Source organism: Cedecea neteri NBRC 105707 = ATCC 33855 (genome assembly GCF_001571265.1).
In the GTDB taxonomy this organism is placed as follows: domain Bacteria; phylum Pseudomonadota; class Gammaproteobacteria; order Enterobacterales; family Enterobacteriaceae; genus Cedecea; species Cedecea neteri.
Window position 1 is genome coordinate 41,387 of record NZ_BCTL01000040.1, and the last position, 15,809, is coordinate 57,195.

A 15,809-nucleotide genomic window follows, 5' to 3' on the forward strand; every position below is an offset into this window, starting at 1 on the left:
GAAGCCGGTGCCTTGAAGCAGATCTTTGCCTGCGTTTTTCGGCACCTTCACGCTGGTGGGGGAACGACCCACCAACGCATAGTCTGTCCTGGCTTCAGTTCGTCAATCGGGAGGGCGGATTTTTCCGGCCCCTGTGTTTCTAATTAGTTGAGAGCTTTGTCGTTTGGTTCCTTGAACAGCGCTTTCATTTCGTCAGAAAGATCGAAGTTCATGTTGAGGTTCTTCGGAGGAATTGGCTGTTTAAACCACTTATCAAACCATTTCGCGGCTTCACCGGAGGTCTGTGCCTGCGCGATGGTGGTATCCATCAGCTTTTTAAACTCTGGGTCATCTTTACGCAGCATACAGCCGTAGGCTTCCTGGGACTGCGGCTTGCCGACGATCTCCCAGTTATCCGGCTGTTTAGCTTTCGCACGTTCACCGGCCAGCAGGGCATCATCCATCATAAAGGCAACGGCACGGCCGCTTTCCAGGGTACGGAAAGAGTCACCGTGGTCTTTAGCGCTGATAATACGCATGCCCATTTTCTGCTCGTCGTTCAGTTTGTTGAGCAGGATTTCGGAGGTGGTGCCGGAGGTCACAACAACGGTTTTCCCTTTCAGGTCAGGGAAGTCTTTAATCGGGCCACCTTTTTTCACCAGCAAACGGGTGCCGACCACGAAGATTGTGTCGGAGAAAGCGGCTTGTTTTTGACGTTCCACGTTGTTGGTGGTTGAGCCACACTCAAAATCGAAGGTGCCGTTTTGCAGCAGCGGGATACGGTTCTGAGAGGTGATTGGAATCAGTTTCACCTGCAGGTCAGGCTTGTTCAGCTGCTTCTTAACCGCTTCTACGATAGCGTTTGAGTAGTCCTGAGAGTAGCCAACCACTTTCTGTTGGTTGTCATAGTAAGAGAAAGGTACAGATGATTCACGGTGGCCGACCACGATAACGCCGTTGGCTTTGATCTTATCCAGCGTTGACTGCTGAGGTTTTGCGTCTTCCGCATGAACCAGTGTTGCGCTCATGCCCATCACCAGCATTGCCGTGGCCAGTTTACGTAATTGCATATCCAACTCCTTAATCTTAGTGCCAGAGGAGGCACCGGTATCCGATGTGAGTGTTGTGTTTTGTTGTTTTTTCATGCTGCTAAAAGCGTCATGCAATGCTCTTTTGTTAGCATCTAACCTAGCTGAATGTAAAGAAAATGCTAATAAGATGTTTATTTTTGCGAAGCGCGCCGCACCGTTTAAAGGCAAAGATATGCCGATGCACTATAACGGTGCTTGCGATGTCGCTTTTTGGTGCATGCATTTTTCACTGCCCGATACAGCCAGGCCACAGGGCGTCTTTGCGCCAGCTATTTGATTTCAACTGCTAATATCTAGCAAAGCTTGTGCCAGAAATGAAAAAGGCCAGCAAATTAGCCGGCCTTTATGAGCGAGAAGGGGAGATTACTTTTTGCTGCGGCTGCGCAGGCCCATAACCAGAGCGGTGAAGCCGAATAACGCGGTAATCACCCACAGCGGCCAGAAGCCGAAACGTGCATAAGGCGTTAAACCAGTGGTTGGCGTGACTTTCGCTTCCAGCACTTCGCGAGTGAACTGCGGGATGATATTAGTGATATCACCTTCGGCGTTGACCACCGCAGTTACGCCGTTGTTGGTGCTGCGTAGCAGAGGCCGCCCCAATTCGAGCGAACGCATACGCGCCATCTGCAGATGCTGCCACGGGCCGATAGATTTACCGAACCAGGCATCGTTGGAGATAGTCAGCAGGAAGTCAGTATCCGGCCGGAAATTGTCCCGTACTTGTTCACCCAGAATGATTTCGTAGCAGATCGCCGCCGTCAGCTTAACGCCGTTAGAGAGCAGCTGTGGCTGAACATAGGGCCCACGGCTGAACGACGACATGGGCAGATCGAAGAACGGTGCCAGTGGACGTAGAATCGATTCAAGCGGCACAAACTCACCGAATGGCACAAGGTGGTTTTTGTTGTAGCGATTACTGCTGGTGTAGCTGTAAGGACTACCTTCACCAAGCGTGATAATGGTGTTGTAGGTGTCGTACCGGTTTTGCTTGTTAAGGCGCGCATCGACGATACCGGTAATTAATGAGCTGTGTTTTGCCCGCAGCAGGTCATCCATCATGGTCAGGAACTGCTGCTGATTAATTTCCAGATCGGAGATAGCCGACTCTGGCCAGATGATAAGCTTAGCTTTGCCCATCTCCGGCTCTGTTTTATCCAGATAAATTTTCAGCGTGTCCAGCAGCTGGCTTTCATTCCACTTCAAAGACTGGGGAATGTTGCCTTGTACCATCGCCACGTCAACGGAACGCTCTGCCTGCGGCTGGAACCACTGAATACTACGCAGCGGCCAGGGCAAAAGCAGTAAAGCCGCAGAAACCACGGCAGGAACCCATTTCCGTGCCTGCAGGGCGTACACCAGAAGGCCACTGATAATCATCAGCAGGAAGGTAATCGTGTCGACCCCAAAAATCGGCGCGATTCCTTTTAATGGGCCATCTATCTGGCTGTAGCCAAACTGCAACCACGGGAAACCGGTCAACACCCAGCCGCGAAGGAACTCGGTAATTTGCCAGACGACCGGAGCGGCAATAGCCACTCGCCACCACGTCGTTTTTGGCCATAGCTTGCTGAGAACTCCGGCGAACAAACCCGTGTAGAGAGACAAATAAGCGGCCAGCAGGATGACCAGGAACACATTCACCGGGCCCGGCATGCCGCCAAACTGCGCAATACTTACGTAGACCCAGTTAACACCGCTGCCGAACAGCCCCAGCCCCCAGAAGAAGCCAATTGCGGCGCTTTGCACCGGGCGACGGTTTAGCGTTAGCCCCTGTAAACCAGCCAGCGAGACAATGGCTGCGGGCCAAAAATCATAAGGGGAAAAAGCCAGCGTTCCGCAGGCCCCAAAGAAAAGCGCCAGCAGCAGGCGAATGCGCTGGCGTTGAAGAAGTTGAGCTATAGCCATAGCTGAGTTATTCGTCCAGTTTAGGTTGCGGCGAGTCGTCCGGAATTCTGACATGAACCTGAATAATACGACGGCTATCGGCCATGGCGACTTTGAACTGGTAACCATCTATTTCAATGGTTTCGCCACGAGCAGGCAGATGCCCAAACGCTTGCATCACCAGGCCACCGATGGTGTCGACTTCTTCATCGCTAAAGTGCGTGTCGAAGGTGTCGTTGAAGTCTTCAATAGAGGCGAGGGCGCGTACCGTCCACGTATGGCGGCTCAGCTGGCGGAAATCGCCGTCTTCTTCGTCGTCGTACTCGTCTTCGATTTCCCCGACAATCAGTTCAAGAATATCTTCGATAGTCACGAGGCCTGAAACACCGCCAAATTCATCAATGACAATCGCCATATGATAGCGTTGCTGACGAAACTCTTTCAGCATGCGGTCAACCCGCTTGCTTTCAGGCACGACAACCACCTGACGTAACACTTTTTCCATGCTGAAAGGCTCAGAGTCGCTGCGCATAAACGGCAGCAGATCCTTTGCCATCAGAATCCCTTCGATGTGATCTTTGTCTTCGCTGATAACCGGGAAGCGGGAGTGAGCTGAATCGATAATGACATCGAGGCACTCATCCAGCGTCTGGTTGTGTTTGAGCGTCACCATCTGTGAACGTGGGATCATGATGTCGCGGACACGTTGGTCGGCAATATCCATCACCCCTTCGAGCATGTCGCGGGTGTCCTGGTCTATCAGAGAGTTTTGCTCAGAATCACGAATAAGCGTCAGCAGATCGTCACGGTTTTTCGGTTCACCGTGAAACAGCTGGTTGAGAATGAGGGAGAAGAATCCCTTTTTGGCTTCCGGCGTGTCACTATTCTGTGAATTGTCGTCGCTCATGGCGTTAGGTTTTAGGCCTCATATAAATCAAATACTAACAGGCAGCCTGATGGTGCGCTGCCTGCGCGTGGCGGCGGCAAAGGGAAAGCCCTGAGCCGACTACTCTTTCTCGGCAATGTACGGATCGGCATACCCAAGAGCAAGCATTATCTCTGTTTCCAGCGCTTCCATCTCTTCAGCCTCATCGTCTTCGATGTGGTCGTAACCAAGCAGATGCAGGCTACCGTGTACAACCATATGTGCCCAGTGGGCTTCCAGCGGCTTCTCTTGTTCTTTGGCTTCCTGCTCAACCACCTGACGGCAGATGATCAGGTCACCTAGCAGGGGAAGCTCGATCCCTGGTGGTGCTTCAAACGGAAAAGAGAGCACATTAGTCGGCTTATCTTTACCGCGATAGGTCAGGTTCAGGTCGTGACTTTCGGCTTCATCTACCAGACGAACGGTGACCTCTGACTCTGGCTGAAACTGAGGAATAACCGCATCCAGCCAGCGCTGAATTTGTGTTTCATCCGGCAAGCCGCTTTCTGCTTCGCAGGCAACCTGTAAATCTAAAATAACCTGACTCATTTGCTCTCCTGAGCGCTGGCCTGAAGGGCAAGGGCTTCACGTTTACGCTCGGCGGCAAGTTCGTCTTTGCGTTTTTGATCGGCGGTTTCCCAGGCCTCATAGGCGTTAACGATGCGGGCCACAACCGGGTGACGCACCACGTCTTCACTATTAAGGAAGTTAAAGCTGATTTCATCCACCTCGGACAACACGTCGATAGCATGACGTAAACCGGACTTCAGGTTGCGCGGCAGGTCTATCTGCGTCACGTCGCCGGTGATCACCGCTTTGGAGTTGAAGCCAATGCGGGTCAGGAACATTTTCATCTGCTCGGTGGTGGTGTTCTGGCTTTCATCGAGAATGACAAAGGCATCGTTCAGCGTACGGCCGCGCATGTAGGCAAGCGGCGCCACTTCGATAACGTTGCGCTCAATCAGCTTTTCAACTTTCTCGAAACCCAGCATTTCAAACAGCGCGTCGTAAAGCGGGCGCAGGTACGGGTCAACTTTCTGGCTCAAATCCCCAGGCAGGAAGCCCAGCTTCTCACCCGCTTCAACGGCAGGGCGGGTCAGCAGAATACGGCGAATCTCCTGGCGCTCCAGCGCATCAACGGCGGCGGCTACGGCGAGGTAGGTTTTCCCTGTCCCCGCAGGCCCAATGCCGAAGGTAATGTCATGGTCGAGAATGTTCGCGATGTACTGCGCCTGGTTAGGTGTACGTGGTTTGATAACCCCACGCTTGGTCTTAATATTGATGGCCTTGCCGTAATCCGGTACGCTGTCTGCCGTTTGCTCCAGCACCCGGCTTTCTTTGATAGCCAGATGAATTTGTTCCGGGTCGATATCCTGGCTTTGGCCGCGCATTGGTGCGGTGTCTACGTACAGATGGCGCAGAATATCCGCAGCGGCGTTAACGGAAAGCTCACGACCGGTGAGCCTGAAGTGATTGTCACGGCGGTTGATTTCAATCCCCAGTCGGCGCTCCAGCTGTTTGATGTTGTCATCAAAAGGGCCGCACAGACTAAGCAGACGGGCGTTATCCGCCGGTTCCAGCGTTAATTCACGTGTTTCGATATTCAAACTTATCCTCTGGGTCACTCGGGGCCAGTTAGAGTAAAACGGTCTCTCGTAGCCGAAAACACAGTCCCGGCTACAGGGAAATTATTTATCCCGCAGCGTGATGGCGCAAGCGTCACAATTGATATTTGGGTGATGTCTTCCGAATGCAAGTGCAAACAATGAGACAGCCTGCCGGGACGTGGAATTAGCGTTCCGACAAGCTGTGGAGAGGATTAAGGCTGGTAAGTCCCTACTCCAATTTCATTCTCTTTGCGGGTACGAGCAATGACGGATGCTGGGGTTTCAGCAATACGCAGGCCCATTTCGCTTTCAGTGCGCACCAGCTTCGCCCGCAGGGAGTTAGTCAGGACTTCGGTGATTTCGACATCCACGAATTTCCCTACCATATCCGGTGTTCCTTCGAAGTTAACCACGCGGTTATTCTCGGTGCGGCCGGACAGCTGCATAATGCTTTTACGCGAAGTTCCCTCCACCAGAATGCGCTGCACCGTGCCCAGCATTTTACGGCTCCATTCCATTACCTGCTGGTTAATACGATCCTGCAGGATATAAAGGCGCTGCTTTTTCTCTTCTTCCGGCACGTCGTCAACCATATCGGCCGCCGGAGTCCCCGGACGAGCAGAGAAGATAAAGCTAAAGCTGGTGTCAAAGTTGACGTCAGCAATCAGCTTCATGGTTTGCTCAAAGTCCTGGCTGGTTTCGCCCGGGAAGCCGACGATAAAGTCTGAGCTGATCTGGATGTCCGGGCGCGCAGCGCGCAGTTTGCGAATAGTGGATTTATACTCCAGCGCGGTATGCGTTCGGCCCATCATGTTCAGCACGCGGTCGGCGCCGCTTTGAATAGGCAGGTGCAGGAAGCTCACCAGCTCCGGCGTGTCGCGGTACACTTCGATGATGTCATCGGTAAATTCGATTGGGTGGCTGGTGGTGAAGCGGATACGGTCGATGCCGTCAATCGCCGCAACCAGACGCAAGAGTTCGGCAAACGAGCAGATGCCGCCGTCGTAAGCCGCGCCACGGTATGCGTTAACGTTCTGGCCAAGTAAGTTGACTTCACGCACGCCCTGTTCCGCCAGTTGGGCGATTTCAAACAGAATATCGTCACTTGGGCGGCTGACTTCTTCCCCACGCGTGTACGGGACTACGCAATAGGTGCAATATTTGTTGCAGCCTTCCATGATGGAGACGTAAGCGGTCGGACCTTCTGCTTTAGGTTCAGGCAGACGATCAAATTTTTCGATTTCCGGGAAGCTGACATCCACCACCGGGCTGCGTGTGCCACGAACCTGGTTGATCATCTCCGGCAGGCGATGCAGGGTTTGCGGACCAAAAACGATGTCTACATAGTGTGCCCGTTGGCGGATTTTTTTCCCTTCCTGAGAGGCAACGCAGCCGCCGACGCCAATGATCACGTCCGGACGTTTGGCTTTAATATGCTTCCAGCGCCCCAGCAGGTGAAACACCTTTTCCTGTGCTTTTTCGCGAATAGAACAAGTGTTTAGCAGCAGAACGTCCGCTTCATTCGCGTTATCGGTCAGCGTAAAGCCGTGGGTGCTGTCCAGCAGGTCGGCCATCTTGGATGAATCGTATTCGTTCATCTGGCAGCCCCAGGTTTTTATATGGAGTTTTTTTGTCATCGACTTGCCATTGCTCAAGGTGAAGTCAGGAATTAAGCCGGATAGTGTAATGCTTTGCTATGGATGTGACCAGCCTGGGAAAAGCCAGTAGAATTAGCAAAGATGAATGAAGGAAAGAGACTTATGGCAAATCAACCAATTGAAGTAGCCGTTGTTGGCGGTGGCATGGTCGGTGCGGCGGCCGCGCTGGGGCTGGCGCAGCACGGTTTTCGTGTGGCGGTGATTGAACATCATGCACCTGAGGCTTTTGTTCCTGGCAGCCAGCCGGATGTCCGCATTTCTGCCATCAGCAGCGCATCGGTTGGGCTGCTCAAGTCTCTTGGCGTGTGGGACAAGGTTTTAGCGATGCGGGCTCATCCCTATCGCCGCCTGGAAACCTGGGAGTGGGAGAGCGCGCACGTCAGTTTTGATGCTGCGGAGCTGAGTCTGCCCGAGCTAGGTTTCATGGTGGAGAATAGCGTGCTGCAGCGCGTACTTTGGGAAGCGCTGGAAGCGCACCCGCAGGTCACTTTGCGTTGCCCGGCCAGGCTGCGGCAAATCCATCGCCAACCAGCAGGCTGGACGCTCGAGTTTGAAGAAGGTGCTTCACTTGATACTGAAATGGTGATTGGCGCGGACGGCGCGAATTCTCAGGTCAGAAAATGGGCCGGTATTGGCGTGCATGCCTGGCAGTATCGTCAATCCTGCATGCTAGTTACCGTTAAATGCGAGCTTGAGCCGGGGGACAGCACCTGGCAGCACTTCACGCCAACAGGGCCGCATGCTTTCCTGCCGTTGTTCGATAACTGGGCCTCTCTGGTTTGGTATGACACGCCGGCACGCATTCGTCAGCTGCAGGGAATGAACATGCCACAGCTGCAAAAAGCGATTACGGCCACTTTCCCTGAGCGGCTTGGGACGGTCACGCCGTTGGCCTGTGGCGCATTTCCTCTGACTCGTCGACACGCTTTGAAGTACGTCCAGCCAGGGCTGGCCCTGATAGGGGATGCGGCACATACGATTCACCCTTTGGCCGGGCAGGGCGTAAACCTGGGTTATCGCGATGTGGATGCTTTGCTTGATGTGATAATTAATGCTCGTAGCCACGCCGAGGACTGGAAGAGTTCGGCGATCCTGAAACGCTACCAGGCGCGTCGTCAGGCGGACAACTTCCTGATGCAGAGCGGAATGGATCTGTTCTATGCCGGATTCAGTAATAATCTGGGGCCGCTGCGCGTGGTGCGAAATATTGGGCTGATGGCGGCGGAAAGAGCCGGTGGCCTGAAGCGTAAAGCGCTGAAATACGCCCTCGGATTATAGTGAAGATGCGCAGGGCGGTTTACCGCTCTGCTGATTCTGGCTAAATACCAGATAGCAAAAAGCCCGCTTGCGCGGGCTTTTCATTGTGTGGCTGGGGTACGAGGATTCGAACCTCGGAATGCTGGTATCAGAAACCAGAGCCTTACCGCTTGGCGATACCCCAACAGGGTGCGCTCACAGAGTGAACGACTTTTTAAATTGGCTGGGGTACGAGGATTCGAACCTCGGAATGCTGGTATCAGAAACCAGAGCCTTACCGCTTGGCGATACCCCAACAATTTTTTTGGATTTATCGAACTTAATCAATAATTCCTTTGTATGGTGGCTACGACGGGATTCGAACCTGTGACCCCATCATTATGAGTGATGTGCTCTAACCAGCTGAGCTACGTAGCCGAACTTTATCATATTTTTCGATGGCTGGGGTACCTGGATTCGAACCAGGGAATGCCGGTATCAAAAACCGGTGCCTTACCGCTTGGCGATACCCCAATGACCGTCGCGGTAAACCGCATGTCTCGAAAAATAATGGCTGGGGTACCTGGATTCGAACCAGGGAATGCCGGTATCAAAAACCGGTGCCTTACCGCTTGGCGATACCCCATCCGTGCAACGCGAGAGATAAATGGTGCGGGAGGCGAGACTTGAACTCGCACACCTTGCGGCGCCAGAACCTAAATCTGGTGCGTCTACCAATTTCGCCACTCCCGCATAAAAAAGATGGTGGCTACGACGGGATTCGAACCTGTGACCCCATCATTATGAGTGATGTGCTCTAACCAGCTGAGCTACGTAGCCATCTTTTTACGCGCTACCTTATCGGCGTTGCGGGGCGCATTATGCTGAGTTGACTCTACAGCGTCAACTAGTTTTTTCCCGAAAACCGGCTCAGAATGCTCGTTTGAATGACTTGCGAACAGCTTGCTTGAAATATCGACAATAACGCACGTTTTTGTTTTTAATTCCGGTTAAAAACAGGGATAAAGCCCCGGCAGGAATACAGAAACGACAACGGGCCATAAGGCCCGTTGTTTTAAGCTAAATCAGGATTAATAGGCGGCCTGGTGCACGCCAACCGCACGTCCTGATGGATCGTTCATGGTTTTGAATGACTCATCCCATTCGATCGCTTTTGCGGAAGAACAGGCTACAGACGGGCCGCCAGGTACGCATTCTGCTGCGCTCTGCAGCGGGAACAGCTCTTCGAAGATTTCACGGTATAAATACGCCTCTTTCGAGCCCGGCGTGTTGTACGGGAAGCGGTAGGCTGCGGTGGCCAACTGCTGGTCGCTGATCTGCTCGGCGGCCACTTCCTTCAGCGTATCAATCCAGCTGTAGCCTACGCCGTCAGAGAACTGTTCTTTCTGGCGCCACGCCACGCTTGCCGGCAGGTAGGATTCGAAGCACTCACGCAGGACATGCTTCTCCATTTTGCCGTTGCCGCACATTTTATCCTGTGGGTTGATGCGCATTGCCACATCGAGGAATTTTTTATCCAGGAACGGCACGCGGGCTTCAACGCCCCAGGCGGACATTGCCTTGTTGGCGCGGGCACAGTCAAACATGTGCAGCGCCTGTAATTTGCGCACGGTTTCTTCATGCAGTTCTTTGGCGTCTGGCGCTTTGTGGAAGTACAGATAACCGCCGAATACCTCATCAGAACCTTCCCCGGACAACACCATTTTGATGCCCATCGCTTTGATTTTACGCGACATCAGGTACATCGGTGTCGAAGCGCGGATCGTTGTCACATCGTAAGTTTCGATGTGATAGATAACATCGCGGATCGCATCCAGGCCTTCTTGTACGGTGAAGTGGATCTCGTGGTGAACCGTGCCCAGGTGGTTAGCGACTTCCTGCGCGGCTTTCAGATCAGGAGAACCTTCCAGACCCACAGCGAAGGAGTGCAGCTGTGGCCACCAGGCTTCGCTGCGCTCTTCATCTTCTACGCGGCGCGCGGCGAATTTCTTGGTGATAGCGGAAATAACGGAAGAGTCCAGCCCGCCCGACAGCAGCACACCGTAAGGCACGTCGGACATCAGGTGGCTCTTCACGGAATCTTCCAGTGCCTGACGAAGCGCGTTTTTGTCCGTTACGTTGTCTTTTACTTCTTCATAGCTAAACCAGTCGCGCTGGTAGTAACTGCGGATTTCGCCGTCTTTACTCCACAGGTAACTTCCCGCCGGGAATTCTTTGATGGTGCGGCAAACGGGTACCAGGGCTTTCATTTCTGAAGCGACATACAGGTTGCCGTGTTCATCGTGGCCCATATATAGCGGGATAATACCAATGTGGTCACGGCCAATCAGGTAAGCGTCTTGTTCGCTGTCATAAAGTGCGAAAGCGAACATCCCCTGCAGATCGTCAAGGAAGTCCGGGCCTTTTTCCTGATAGAGCGCGAGGATGACTTCACAGTCTGAACCGGTCTGGAAGGTATAGCGGTCACCGTATTCGGCGCGCAGAGCCTGGTGGTTGTAGATTTCACCGTTAACAGCCAGAGCGTGAGTTTTTTGCGTGTTGTAAAGCGGCTGAGCCCCTGCGTTGACGTCAACAATGGACAAACGTTCGTGAACAAGAATAGCTTTATCGCTGGCGTAAACACCTGACCAGTCCGGGCCACGGTGGCGCATCAGGCGTGATAATTCCAGCGCTTTTTTGCGCAATTCAACTGCATCGGTTTTGATATCCAGAACGCCAAAGATAGAACACATATAACTTCTCCGTACACTTGCCTGAGCGATTTGAGTTGTGGTGCTGCGTTGCCGATTTTTTGCTTTTACTGCGGCTTTGCTGCGTTGCTTAGTAATGAAAATGCTCAATCGCTGAAGGGAATGCAAGGGTTTTAGCGTTCAGCTAATAAATAGTGCAGTGAGGATTGCTGATTTATGAAAAATGCTGATGTTTTTGGCATGAAAATTAACGGATCGTCAATTTTTAACAATTTGCACTGAAGTTTGATTCGCCTGGGCGGCAATTTTTTGTCGATAAATAAAAAATGCCGGCTGGATGCCGGCATTCTGAATTAGAAGATATCGATTTCCGCCACCGAGGGATAAATCCAGCTCGGCCGGAACGGCATATCGTCAACGTTGTTCAGGCTGGAGACGCCGGAGAGAACAAGGATGGTTTCAAGCCCGGCCTGGAAGCCCGCGAGAATATCCGTCCGCAGGTTATCGCCGACGATAACGGTTTGCTCGGAATGCGCCTGCATTTTGTTAAGCGCCGCGCGAATAATCCACGGGCTTGGTTTGCCGACATAAAACGGCTCGCGTCCGGAAATTTTCTCAATACCGGCACAAAGCGCGCCGCAGGCCGGGCTAAAGCCGTGGCCGTGGCTGTCAGGGTTGGTGGCAATAAAACGCGCCCCGTTCGCTACGAAGTACGCGGCTTTGTGCATCATCTCCCAGTTAAAGGAGCGGGTTTCACCGACGATGACAAAGTCAGGATTGATGTCGGTAATAGTAAATCCAGCTTTATAGAGCTCGTGAATCAGCGCGCCTTCACCGACGACGTAGGCTTTTTTACCTTCCTGGCGACGGAGGAAATCGGCCGTGGCCATGGCGGAGGTGTAAAACACGCTCTCCGGTACGTCGATGCCCGCGGAGGCAAAGCGGTTGGCAAGATCCTGGCTGGTCTGGGAAGGGTAGTTGGTCAGCAGCACCAGCGGCATTTCTTTTTCAAGAATACGTGCCAGAAATTCATTAGCGCCCGGCACGGCGACGTTGTCGTGCATCAGCACGCCGTCGATATCACAAATTACGTTCTGGATGGTGGTCATTAACAACTCTGGCTCACGGAATGAAGTCGGTAACTATAGCGTAAAATGCTGCCTGGGCAGCATTAACTTTCCAGCAGATGCTGAAGCAAGACGCCATTCAGCATTGAACGCTTAACCAGCGCAAACGCCCCAATGGCCGAACGGTCATCGAGCTTCGAACAGACGATAGGCAAGTTTTTACGGAAGGCATTCAATACCTGCGTATTAATGCAGCCTTCGATGGCCGGCAGCAGCACTTTTTCAGCTTCTATTATCTCACCGGCAAGCACGACTTTTTGCGGATTAAACAGGTTAATGGCGATGGAAATGGCTTTCCCCAGGTGGCGGCCAACGTGTTCCAGCACCTCACAGGCCAGCGCATCGCCTTTATTAGCCGCTTTGCAAATGGCCTGAATACTACAATCTTCCAGCGTCAGACGACTGTTGTAGCCTTGTTCCAGCAAATGGCGGACGCGTTTTTCAATGGCGGCATTCGCGGCGATGGTTTCCAGACAACCAAAGTTACCGCAGTGGCAGCGCTCGCCTAATGGATCTACCTGGATGTGGCCAATCTCACCGACGTTGCCGTTGCGGCCGATAAAAATCCGCCCGTTTGACAGGATGCCCGCCCCGGTGCCGCGGTGAACGCGCACCAAAATAGAGTCTTCGCAGTCGTGGGTTGCACCGAAATAGTGCTCGGCCAGCGCCAGGCTGCGAATATCATGGCCGACAAAACAGGTCACCTTGAAGCGTTTTTCCAGGCTGTCGACCAGCGCCCAGTTATTGACGGCGATGTGCGGCATATAGCGGATCACGCCGCTTTCAGGGTCAACCAGCCCGGGTAGGATGACGGAAATAGCGATCAGTTCGCGGGTTTTACGCTGCCAGGTGTCGATAAAGTGGCTGATGGCGTTGAGCAGCGCATGCTCAAGCGTTTCCTGCGTGCGTTCCGGCAGCGGATAATGCTCTTCTGCGATGGATTTCGCGCTCAGGTCGAACAGGGTAATAGTGGCGTCGTGGCGCCCGAGGCGCACGCCAATGGCATGAAAGTTACGTGTTTCGGTGATAATAGAGATAGCGCGGCGGCCGCCGGTGGAAGCCTGCTGATCGACTTCTTTTATCAGGCCGCGCTCGATAAGCTGACGAGTAATTTTTGTGACGCTGGCGGGCGCAAGCTGGCTTTGTTCGGCAATCTGGATGCGCGAGATGGGACCGTGCTGATCAATCAGGCGATAGACCGCCGCGCTATTCAGCTGTTTTACCAGGTCAACGTTACCAATTTGGGCTTGTCCGCCAGTCGTCATGCTATTTACTCAGTTACGACCTCGTTACCATTAACGATGGTCTTGATAATTTTATAGTCGCGGGTAAACACGGTCAGGTTAGCCACTTTACCGGCTTCGATTGCGCCGAGGTGCTTATCCACGCCCATCGCGCGAGCAGGGTAGAGGGTTGCCATACGCAGGACTTCATCCAGCGCGATGGCCGCGTGTTCAACCAAATTGCGAACGCCTTGAATCATGGTCAGTGCCGACCCGCTCAGCGTGCCATTCTCATCTACGCACAGACCGTCACGGTAGTATATTGTTTTACCAGCAAAAATGAACTGATCGATGTTGGCACCTGCTGGTGCGGTTGCATCGGTAACCAGGCACAGTTTATCGCCCTTCACGCGTTTTGCGGTGCGGATGTTCGCATAATCCACATGTAAACCATCGGCAATAATGCCACAGTAAACGTCTGCTTCATCAAAAATTGCGCCCGCAAGGCCCGGTTCACGGCCGGTAATATACGGCATCGCGTTGAAAAGATGAGTTGCGAAGGTGATCCCGGCGCGGAAACCAATTTTGGCTTCTTTAAGGGTCGCATTGGAGTGGCCTGCGGAAACGATGATGCCTGCCGCGACCAGTTTCTGGATCACTTCTGGCTCAACCATTTCAGGTGCGAGGGTAATTTTGGTGATCACGTCGGCATTCTGGCAGAGGAAATCAACCAGCTGCGCATCCGGCTTGCGGACGAAGCCTGGGTTGTGCGTTCCTTTCTTCACGATGTTGAGCCACGGCCCTTCAAGGTGTAAGCCCAGCGCCTGATGGCTGTATTTTGCCAGGTATTCGCGCATCACTGTCACGCCCTGCTTCATCAGTTCGTCGCTGGTGGTGATAAGCGTTGGCAGGTAGCTGGTGCAGCCTGAACGTTCGTTCGCTTTCTGCATGATTTCCAGCGTTTCAACGGAAACTGCCTCTGCGGTGTCGTTAAACTGCACGCCGCCGCAGCCGTTCAGTTGAACATCAATAAAACCGGGGGCAATGACGGCACCGCCCACATCGCGCGTTTCGATACCTGCTGGCAGTGCATCAACAGGGCAAACGCGCTCAATCAGGCCATCGGCAATGACTACCGCGTGGTCATCCAGAATTTCGTGGCCGGTGTAAATCCGACCGTGGATTAATGCATACATATCCTACCCCCGGTAATAACGTCGTGCTTTAAGACTGTAAGATCGCAAATAAAGAGGAAAAGCCGAAACACCTTCCTCTTTATGACTGACGGTAGAAAACCAATATATTGATTTTCCTGAACTACTGATGCCCTCAGCGGTGATCGTCTGAAACGCATCAGTGGTTGATCTGGCCTTAAAGGCCTTTAATGTTTTCTGCTTCCAGTTCGTTGAAATACTTCAACGTTTTCACTTTCAGCTCCATAGTGGATGGTTCATCACACACAATCACAGCTTTCGGATGCAGCTGCAGGCAGGTGATAGTCCACATATGGTTAACGTTACCTTCAACGGCCGCCTGCAGTGCCTGAGCTTTGACGCCGCCCAGCACCAGGATCATCACTTCTTCCGCATCCAGCAGGGTACCCACGCCGACGGTCAGTGCGTATTTAGGCACCTGAGTCACGTCGCCGCCGAAGAAGCGGGAGTTTGCCACGCGGGTGTCATGGGTCAGGGTTTTAATACGGGTGCGGGAAGCCAGAGAAGATGCTGGTTCATTAAATGCGATGTGCCCGTCGTTGCCCACGCCACCCATGAACAGGTGGATTTTGCCGTAGGCACGAATTTTTTCTTCGTAACGGCGGCATTCTGCATCAACATCTTCCGCGTTGCCGTTCAGCAGGTTGATGTTTTCCGCTGGGATATCAACGTGATCAAAGAAGTTACGGTGCATGAAAGTATAATAACTTTCTGGATGCTCTTTTGGCAGACCAACGTATTCATCCATGTTGAACGTAACAACGTTCTTAAAGCTAACCTGGCCTGCTTTATGCATCTCAACCAAAGCTTTGTATGCTTCCAGCGGCGTGCCGCCGGTTGGCAGACCCAGAACAAAAGGACGGTCTGCGGTCGGCTTGAATGCGTTAATGCGGTTTACAATATGGCGAGCTGCCCATTTGCCGACTTGTGCCGGGGTAGCCAGGGGAATCAGTCTCATCATTCACCTCGTAGTTTAAGAGTAAAAATAGGGTTAGCTGAATCGATCTCGATAAGCATAAGGGTAAACCACTTTTATACTGAACCGACAGGGATCAATCCGCCTTGATTTTTTGAATCATAAAATAAGTTTTCGGAGATAGCCAGTGAATGGGGAGGGTTGAAGCGATATTTGGTGATAAATATCACAAAAAAGG

13 protein-coding genes and 7 tRNA genes are annotated in these 15,809 nt (G+C 52.8%); 2 read left to right on the forward strand and 18 right to left on the reverse strand.

Annotation, left to right across the window (positions count from 1 at the left end; translation table 11 throughout):
• Window positions 1-143: 143 nt before the first annotated feature.
• Window positions 144-1,049 carry an amino acid ABC transporter substrate-binding protein gene (locus CNE01S_RS17180; RefSeq protein ID WP_061277493.1) on the reverse strand — a complete coding sequence of 302 codons (906 nt, stop codon included), beginning with the start codon at window positions 1,047-1,049 and terminating at the stop codon, window positions 144-146.
• Between the two features lie 46 nt (window positions 1,050-1,095).
• Between CNE01S_RS17180 and CNE01S_RS25345 the strand changes: the two genes are divergently transcribed.
• On the forward strand, window positions 1,096-1,347 hold the full coding sequence (locus CNE01S_RS25345; protein ID WP_156108029.1) for a hypothetical protein: 252 nt from the start codon (window positions 1,096-1,098) through the stop codon (window positions 1,345-1,347).
• A gap of 86 nt (window positions 1,348-1,433) precedes the next feature.
• On the opposite strand, the gene lnt is transcribed toward CNE01S_RS25345, so the two are convergent.
• The 5 genes from lnt to miaB all read right to left on the reverse strand — a co-directional run bounded on the left by lnt (window position 1,434) and on the right by miaB (window position 7,123).
• Complete coding sequence (gene lnt, locus CNE01S_RS17185) at window positions 1,434-2,975, reverse strand: apolipoprotein N-acyltransferase (protein ID WP_061277494.1); 1,542 nt, start codon at window positions 2,973-2,975, stop codon at window positions 1,434-1,436.
• A gap of 7 nt (window positions 2,976-2,982) precedes the next feature.
• On the reverse strand, window positions 2,983-3,861 hold the full coding sequence (corC, locus tag CNE01S_RS17190; RefSeq protein WP_045781697.1) for a CNNM family magnesium/cobalt transport protein CorC: 879 nt from the start codon (window positions 3,859-3,861) through the stop codon (window positions 2,983-2,985).
• A 99-nt stretch (window positions 3,862-3,960) separates the two neighbouring features.
• Window positions 3,961-4,428 carry an rRNA maturation RNase YbeY gene (ybeY, locus tag CNE01S_RS17195; protein WP_061277495.1) on the reverse strand — a complete coding sequence of 156 codons (468 nt, stop codon included), beginning with the start codon at window positions 4,426-4,428 and terminating at the stop codon, window positions 3,961-3,963.
• On the reverse strand, window positions 4,425-5,486 hold the full coding sequence (locus CNE01S_RS17200; protein ID WP_061277496.1) for a PhoH family protein: 1,062 nt from the start codon (window positions 5,484-5,486) through the stop codon (window positions 4,425-4,427). The genes ybeY and CNE01S_RS17200 overlap by 4 nt, the downstream gene beginning before the upstream one ends.
• 212 nt (window positions 5,487-5,698) lie before the next feature.
• Window positions 5,699-7,123, reverse strand: a complete 1,425-nt coding sequence (gene miaB, locus CNE01S_RS17205; RefSeq protein WP_061277497.1) for a tRNA (N6-isopentenyl adenosine(37)-C2)-methylthiotransferase MiaB — start codon at window positions 7,121-7,123, stop codon at window positions 5,699-5,701.
• Between the two features lie 123 nt (window positions 7,124-7,246).
• Here miaB and ubiF point away from each other — a divergent pair, with 123 nt between their 5' ends.
• Window positions 7,247-8,422 carry a 3-demethoxyubiquinol 3-hydroxylase gene (gene ubiF / locus CNE01S_RS17210; RefSeq protein WP_061277498.1) on the forward strand — a complete coding sequence of 392 codons (1,176 nt, stop codon included), beginning with the start codon at window positions 7,247-7,249 and terminating at the stop codon, window positions 8,420-8,422.
• Between the two features lie 88 nt (window positions 8,423-8,510).
• On the opposite strand, the gene CNE01S_RS17215 is transcribed toward ubiF, so the two are convergent.
• The 12 genes from CNE01S_RS17215 to nagB form a co-directional block, all read right to left on the reverse strand.
• Window positions 8,511-8,585 (reverse strand) — tRNA-Gln (locus CNE01S_RS17215).
• 36 nt (window positions 8,586-8,621) lie between these two features.
• Window positions 8,622-8,696 (reverse strand) — tRNA-Gln (locus tag CNE01S_RS17220).
• Between the two features lie 45 nt (window positions 8,697-8,741).
• Window positions 8,742-8,818: transfer RNA gene (locus CNE01S_RS17225), tRNA-Met, on the reverse strand.
• A 21-nt stretch (window positions 8,819-8,839) separates the two neighbouring features.
• Window positions 8,840-8,914, reverse strand: a tRNA-Gln gene (locus CNE01S_RS17230).
• A gap of 37 nt (window positions 8,915-8,951) precedes the next feature.
• A tRNA-Gln gene (locus CNE01S_RS17235) sits at window positions 8,952-9,026 on the reverse strand.
• A 22-nt stretch (window positions 9,027-9,048) separates the two neighbouring features.
• Window positions 9,049-9,133: transfer RNA gene (locus CNE01S_RS17240), tRNA-Leu, on the reverse strand.
• A 10-nt stretch (window positions 9,134-9,143) separates the two neighbouring features.
• Window positions 9,144-9,220 (reverse strand) — tRNA-Met (locus CNE01S_RS17245).
• A gap of 251 nt (window positions 9,221-9,471) precedes the next feature.
• The gene (asnB, locus tag CNE01S_RS17250) at window positions 9,472-11,133 is read right to left on the reverse strand and encodes an asparagine synthase B (protein ID WP_061277499.1); all 1,662 of its coding nucleotides are present in this window, start codon (window positions 11,131-11,133) and stop codon (window positions 9,472-9,474) included.
• A gap of 311 nt (window positions 11,134-11,444) precedes the next feature.
• Window positions 11,445-12,200 carry an HAD-IIA family hydrolase gene (locus tag CNE01S_RS17255; protein WP_008456091.1) on the reverse strand — a complete coding sequence of 252 codons (756 nt, stop codon included), beginning with the start codon at window positions 12,198-12,200 and terminating at the stop codon, window positions 11,445-11,447.
• Window positions 12,201-12,262: 62 nt separating this feature from the next.
• Window positions 12,263-13,483 carry a DNA-binding transcriptional regulator NagC gene (nagC, locus tag CNE01S_RS17260; protein WP_061277500.1) on the reverse strand — a complete coding sequence of 407 codons (1,221 nt, stop codon included), beginning with the start codon at window positions 13,481-13,483 and terminating at the stop codon, window positions 12,263-12,265.
• A 5-nt stretch (window positions 13,484-13,488) separates the two neighbouring features.
• Window positions 13,489-14,637 carry an N-acetylglucosamine-6-phosphate deacetylase gene (gene nagA / locus CNE01S_RS17265; protein ID WP_061277501.1) on the reverse strand — a complete coding sequence of 383 codons (1,149 nt, stop codon included), beginning with the start codon at window positions 14,635-14,637 and terminating at the stop codon, window positions 13,489-13,491.
• Window positions 14,638-14,812: 175 nt separating this feature from the next.
• A complete protein-coding gene (nagB, locus tag CNE01S_RS17270; protein WP_061277502.1) occupies window positions 14,813-15,613 on the reverse strand; it encodes a glucosamine-6-phosphate deaminase in 801 nt (266 codons plus the stop codon).
• Window positions 15,614-15,809: the final 196 nt, after the last annotated feature.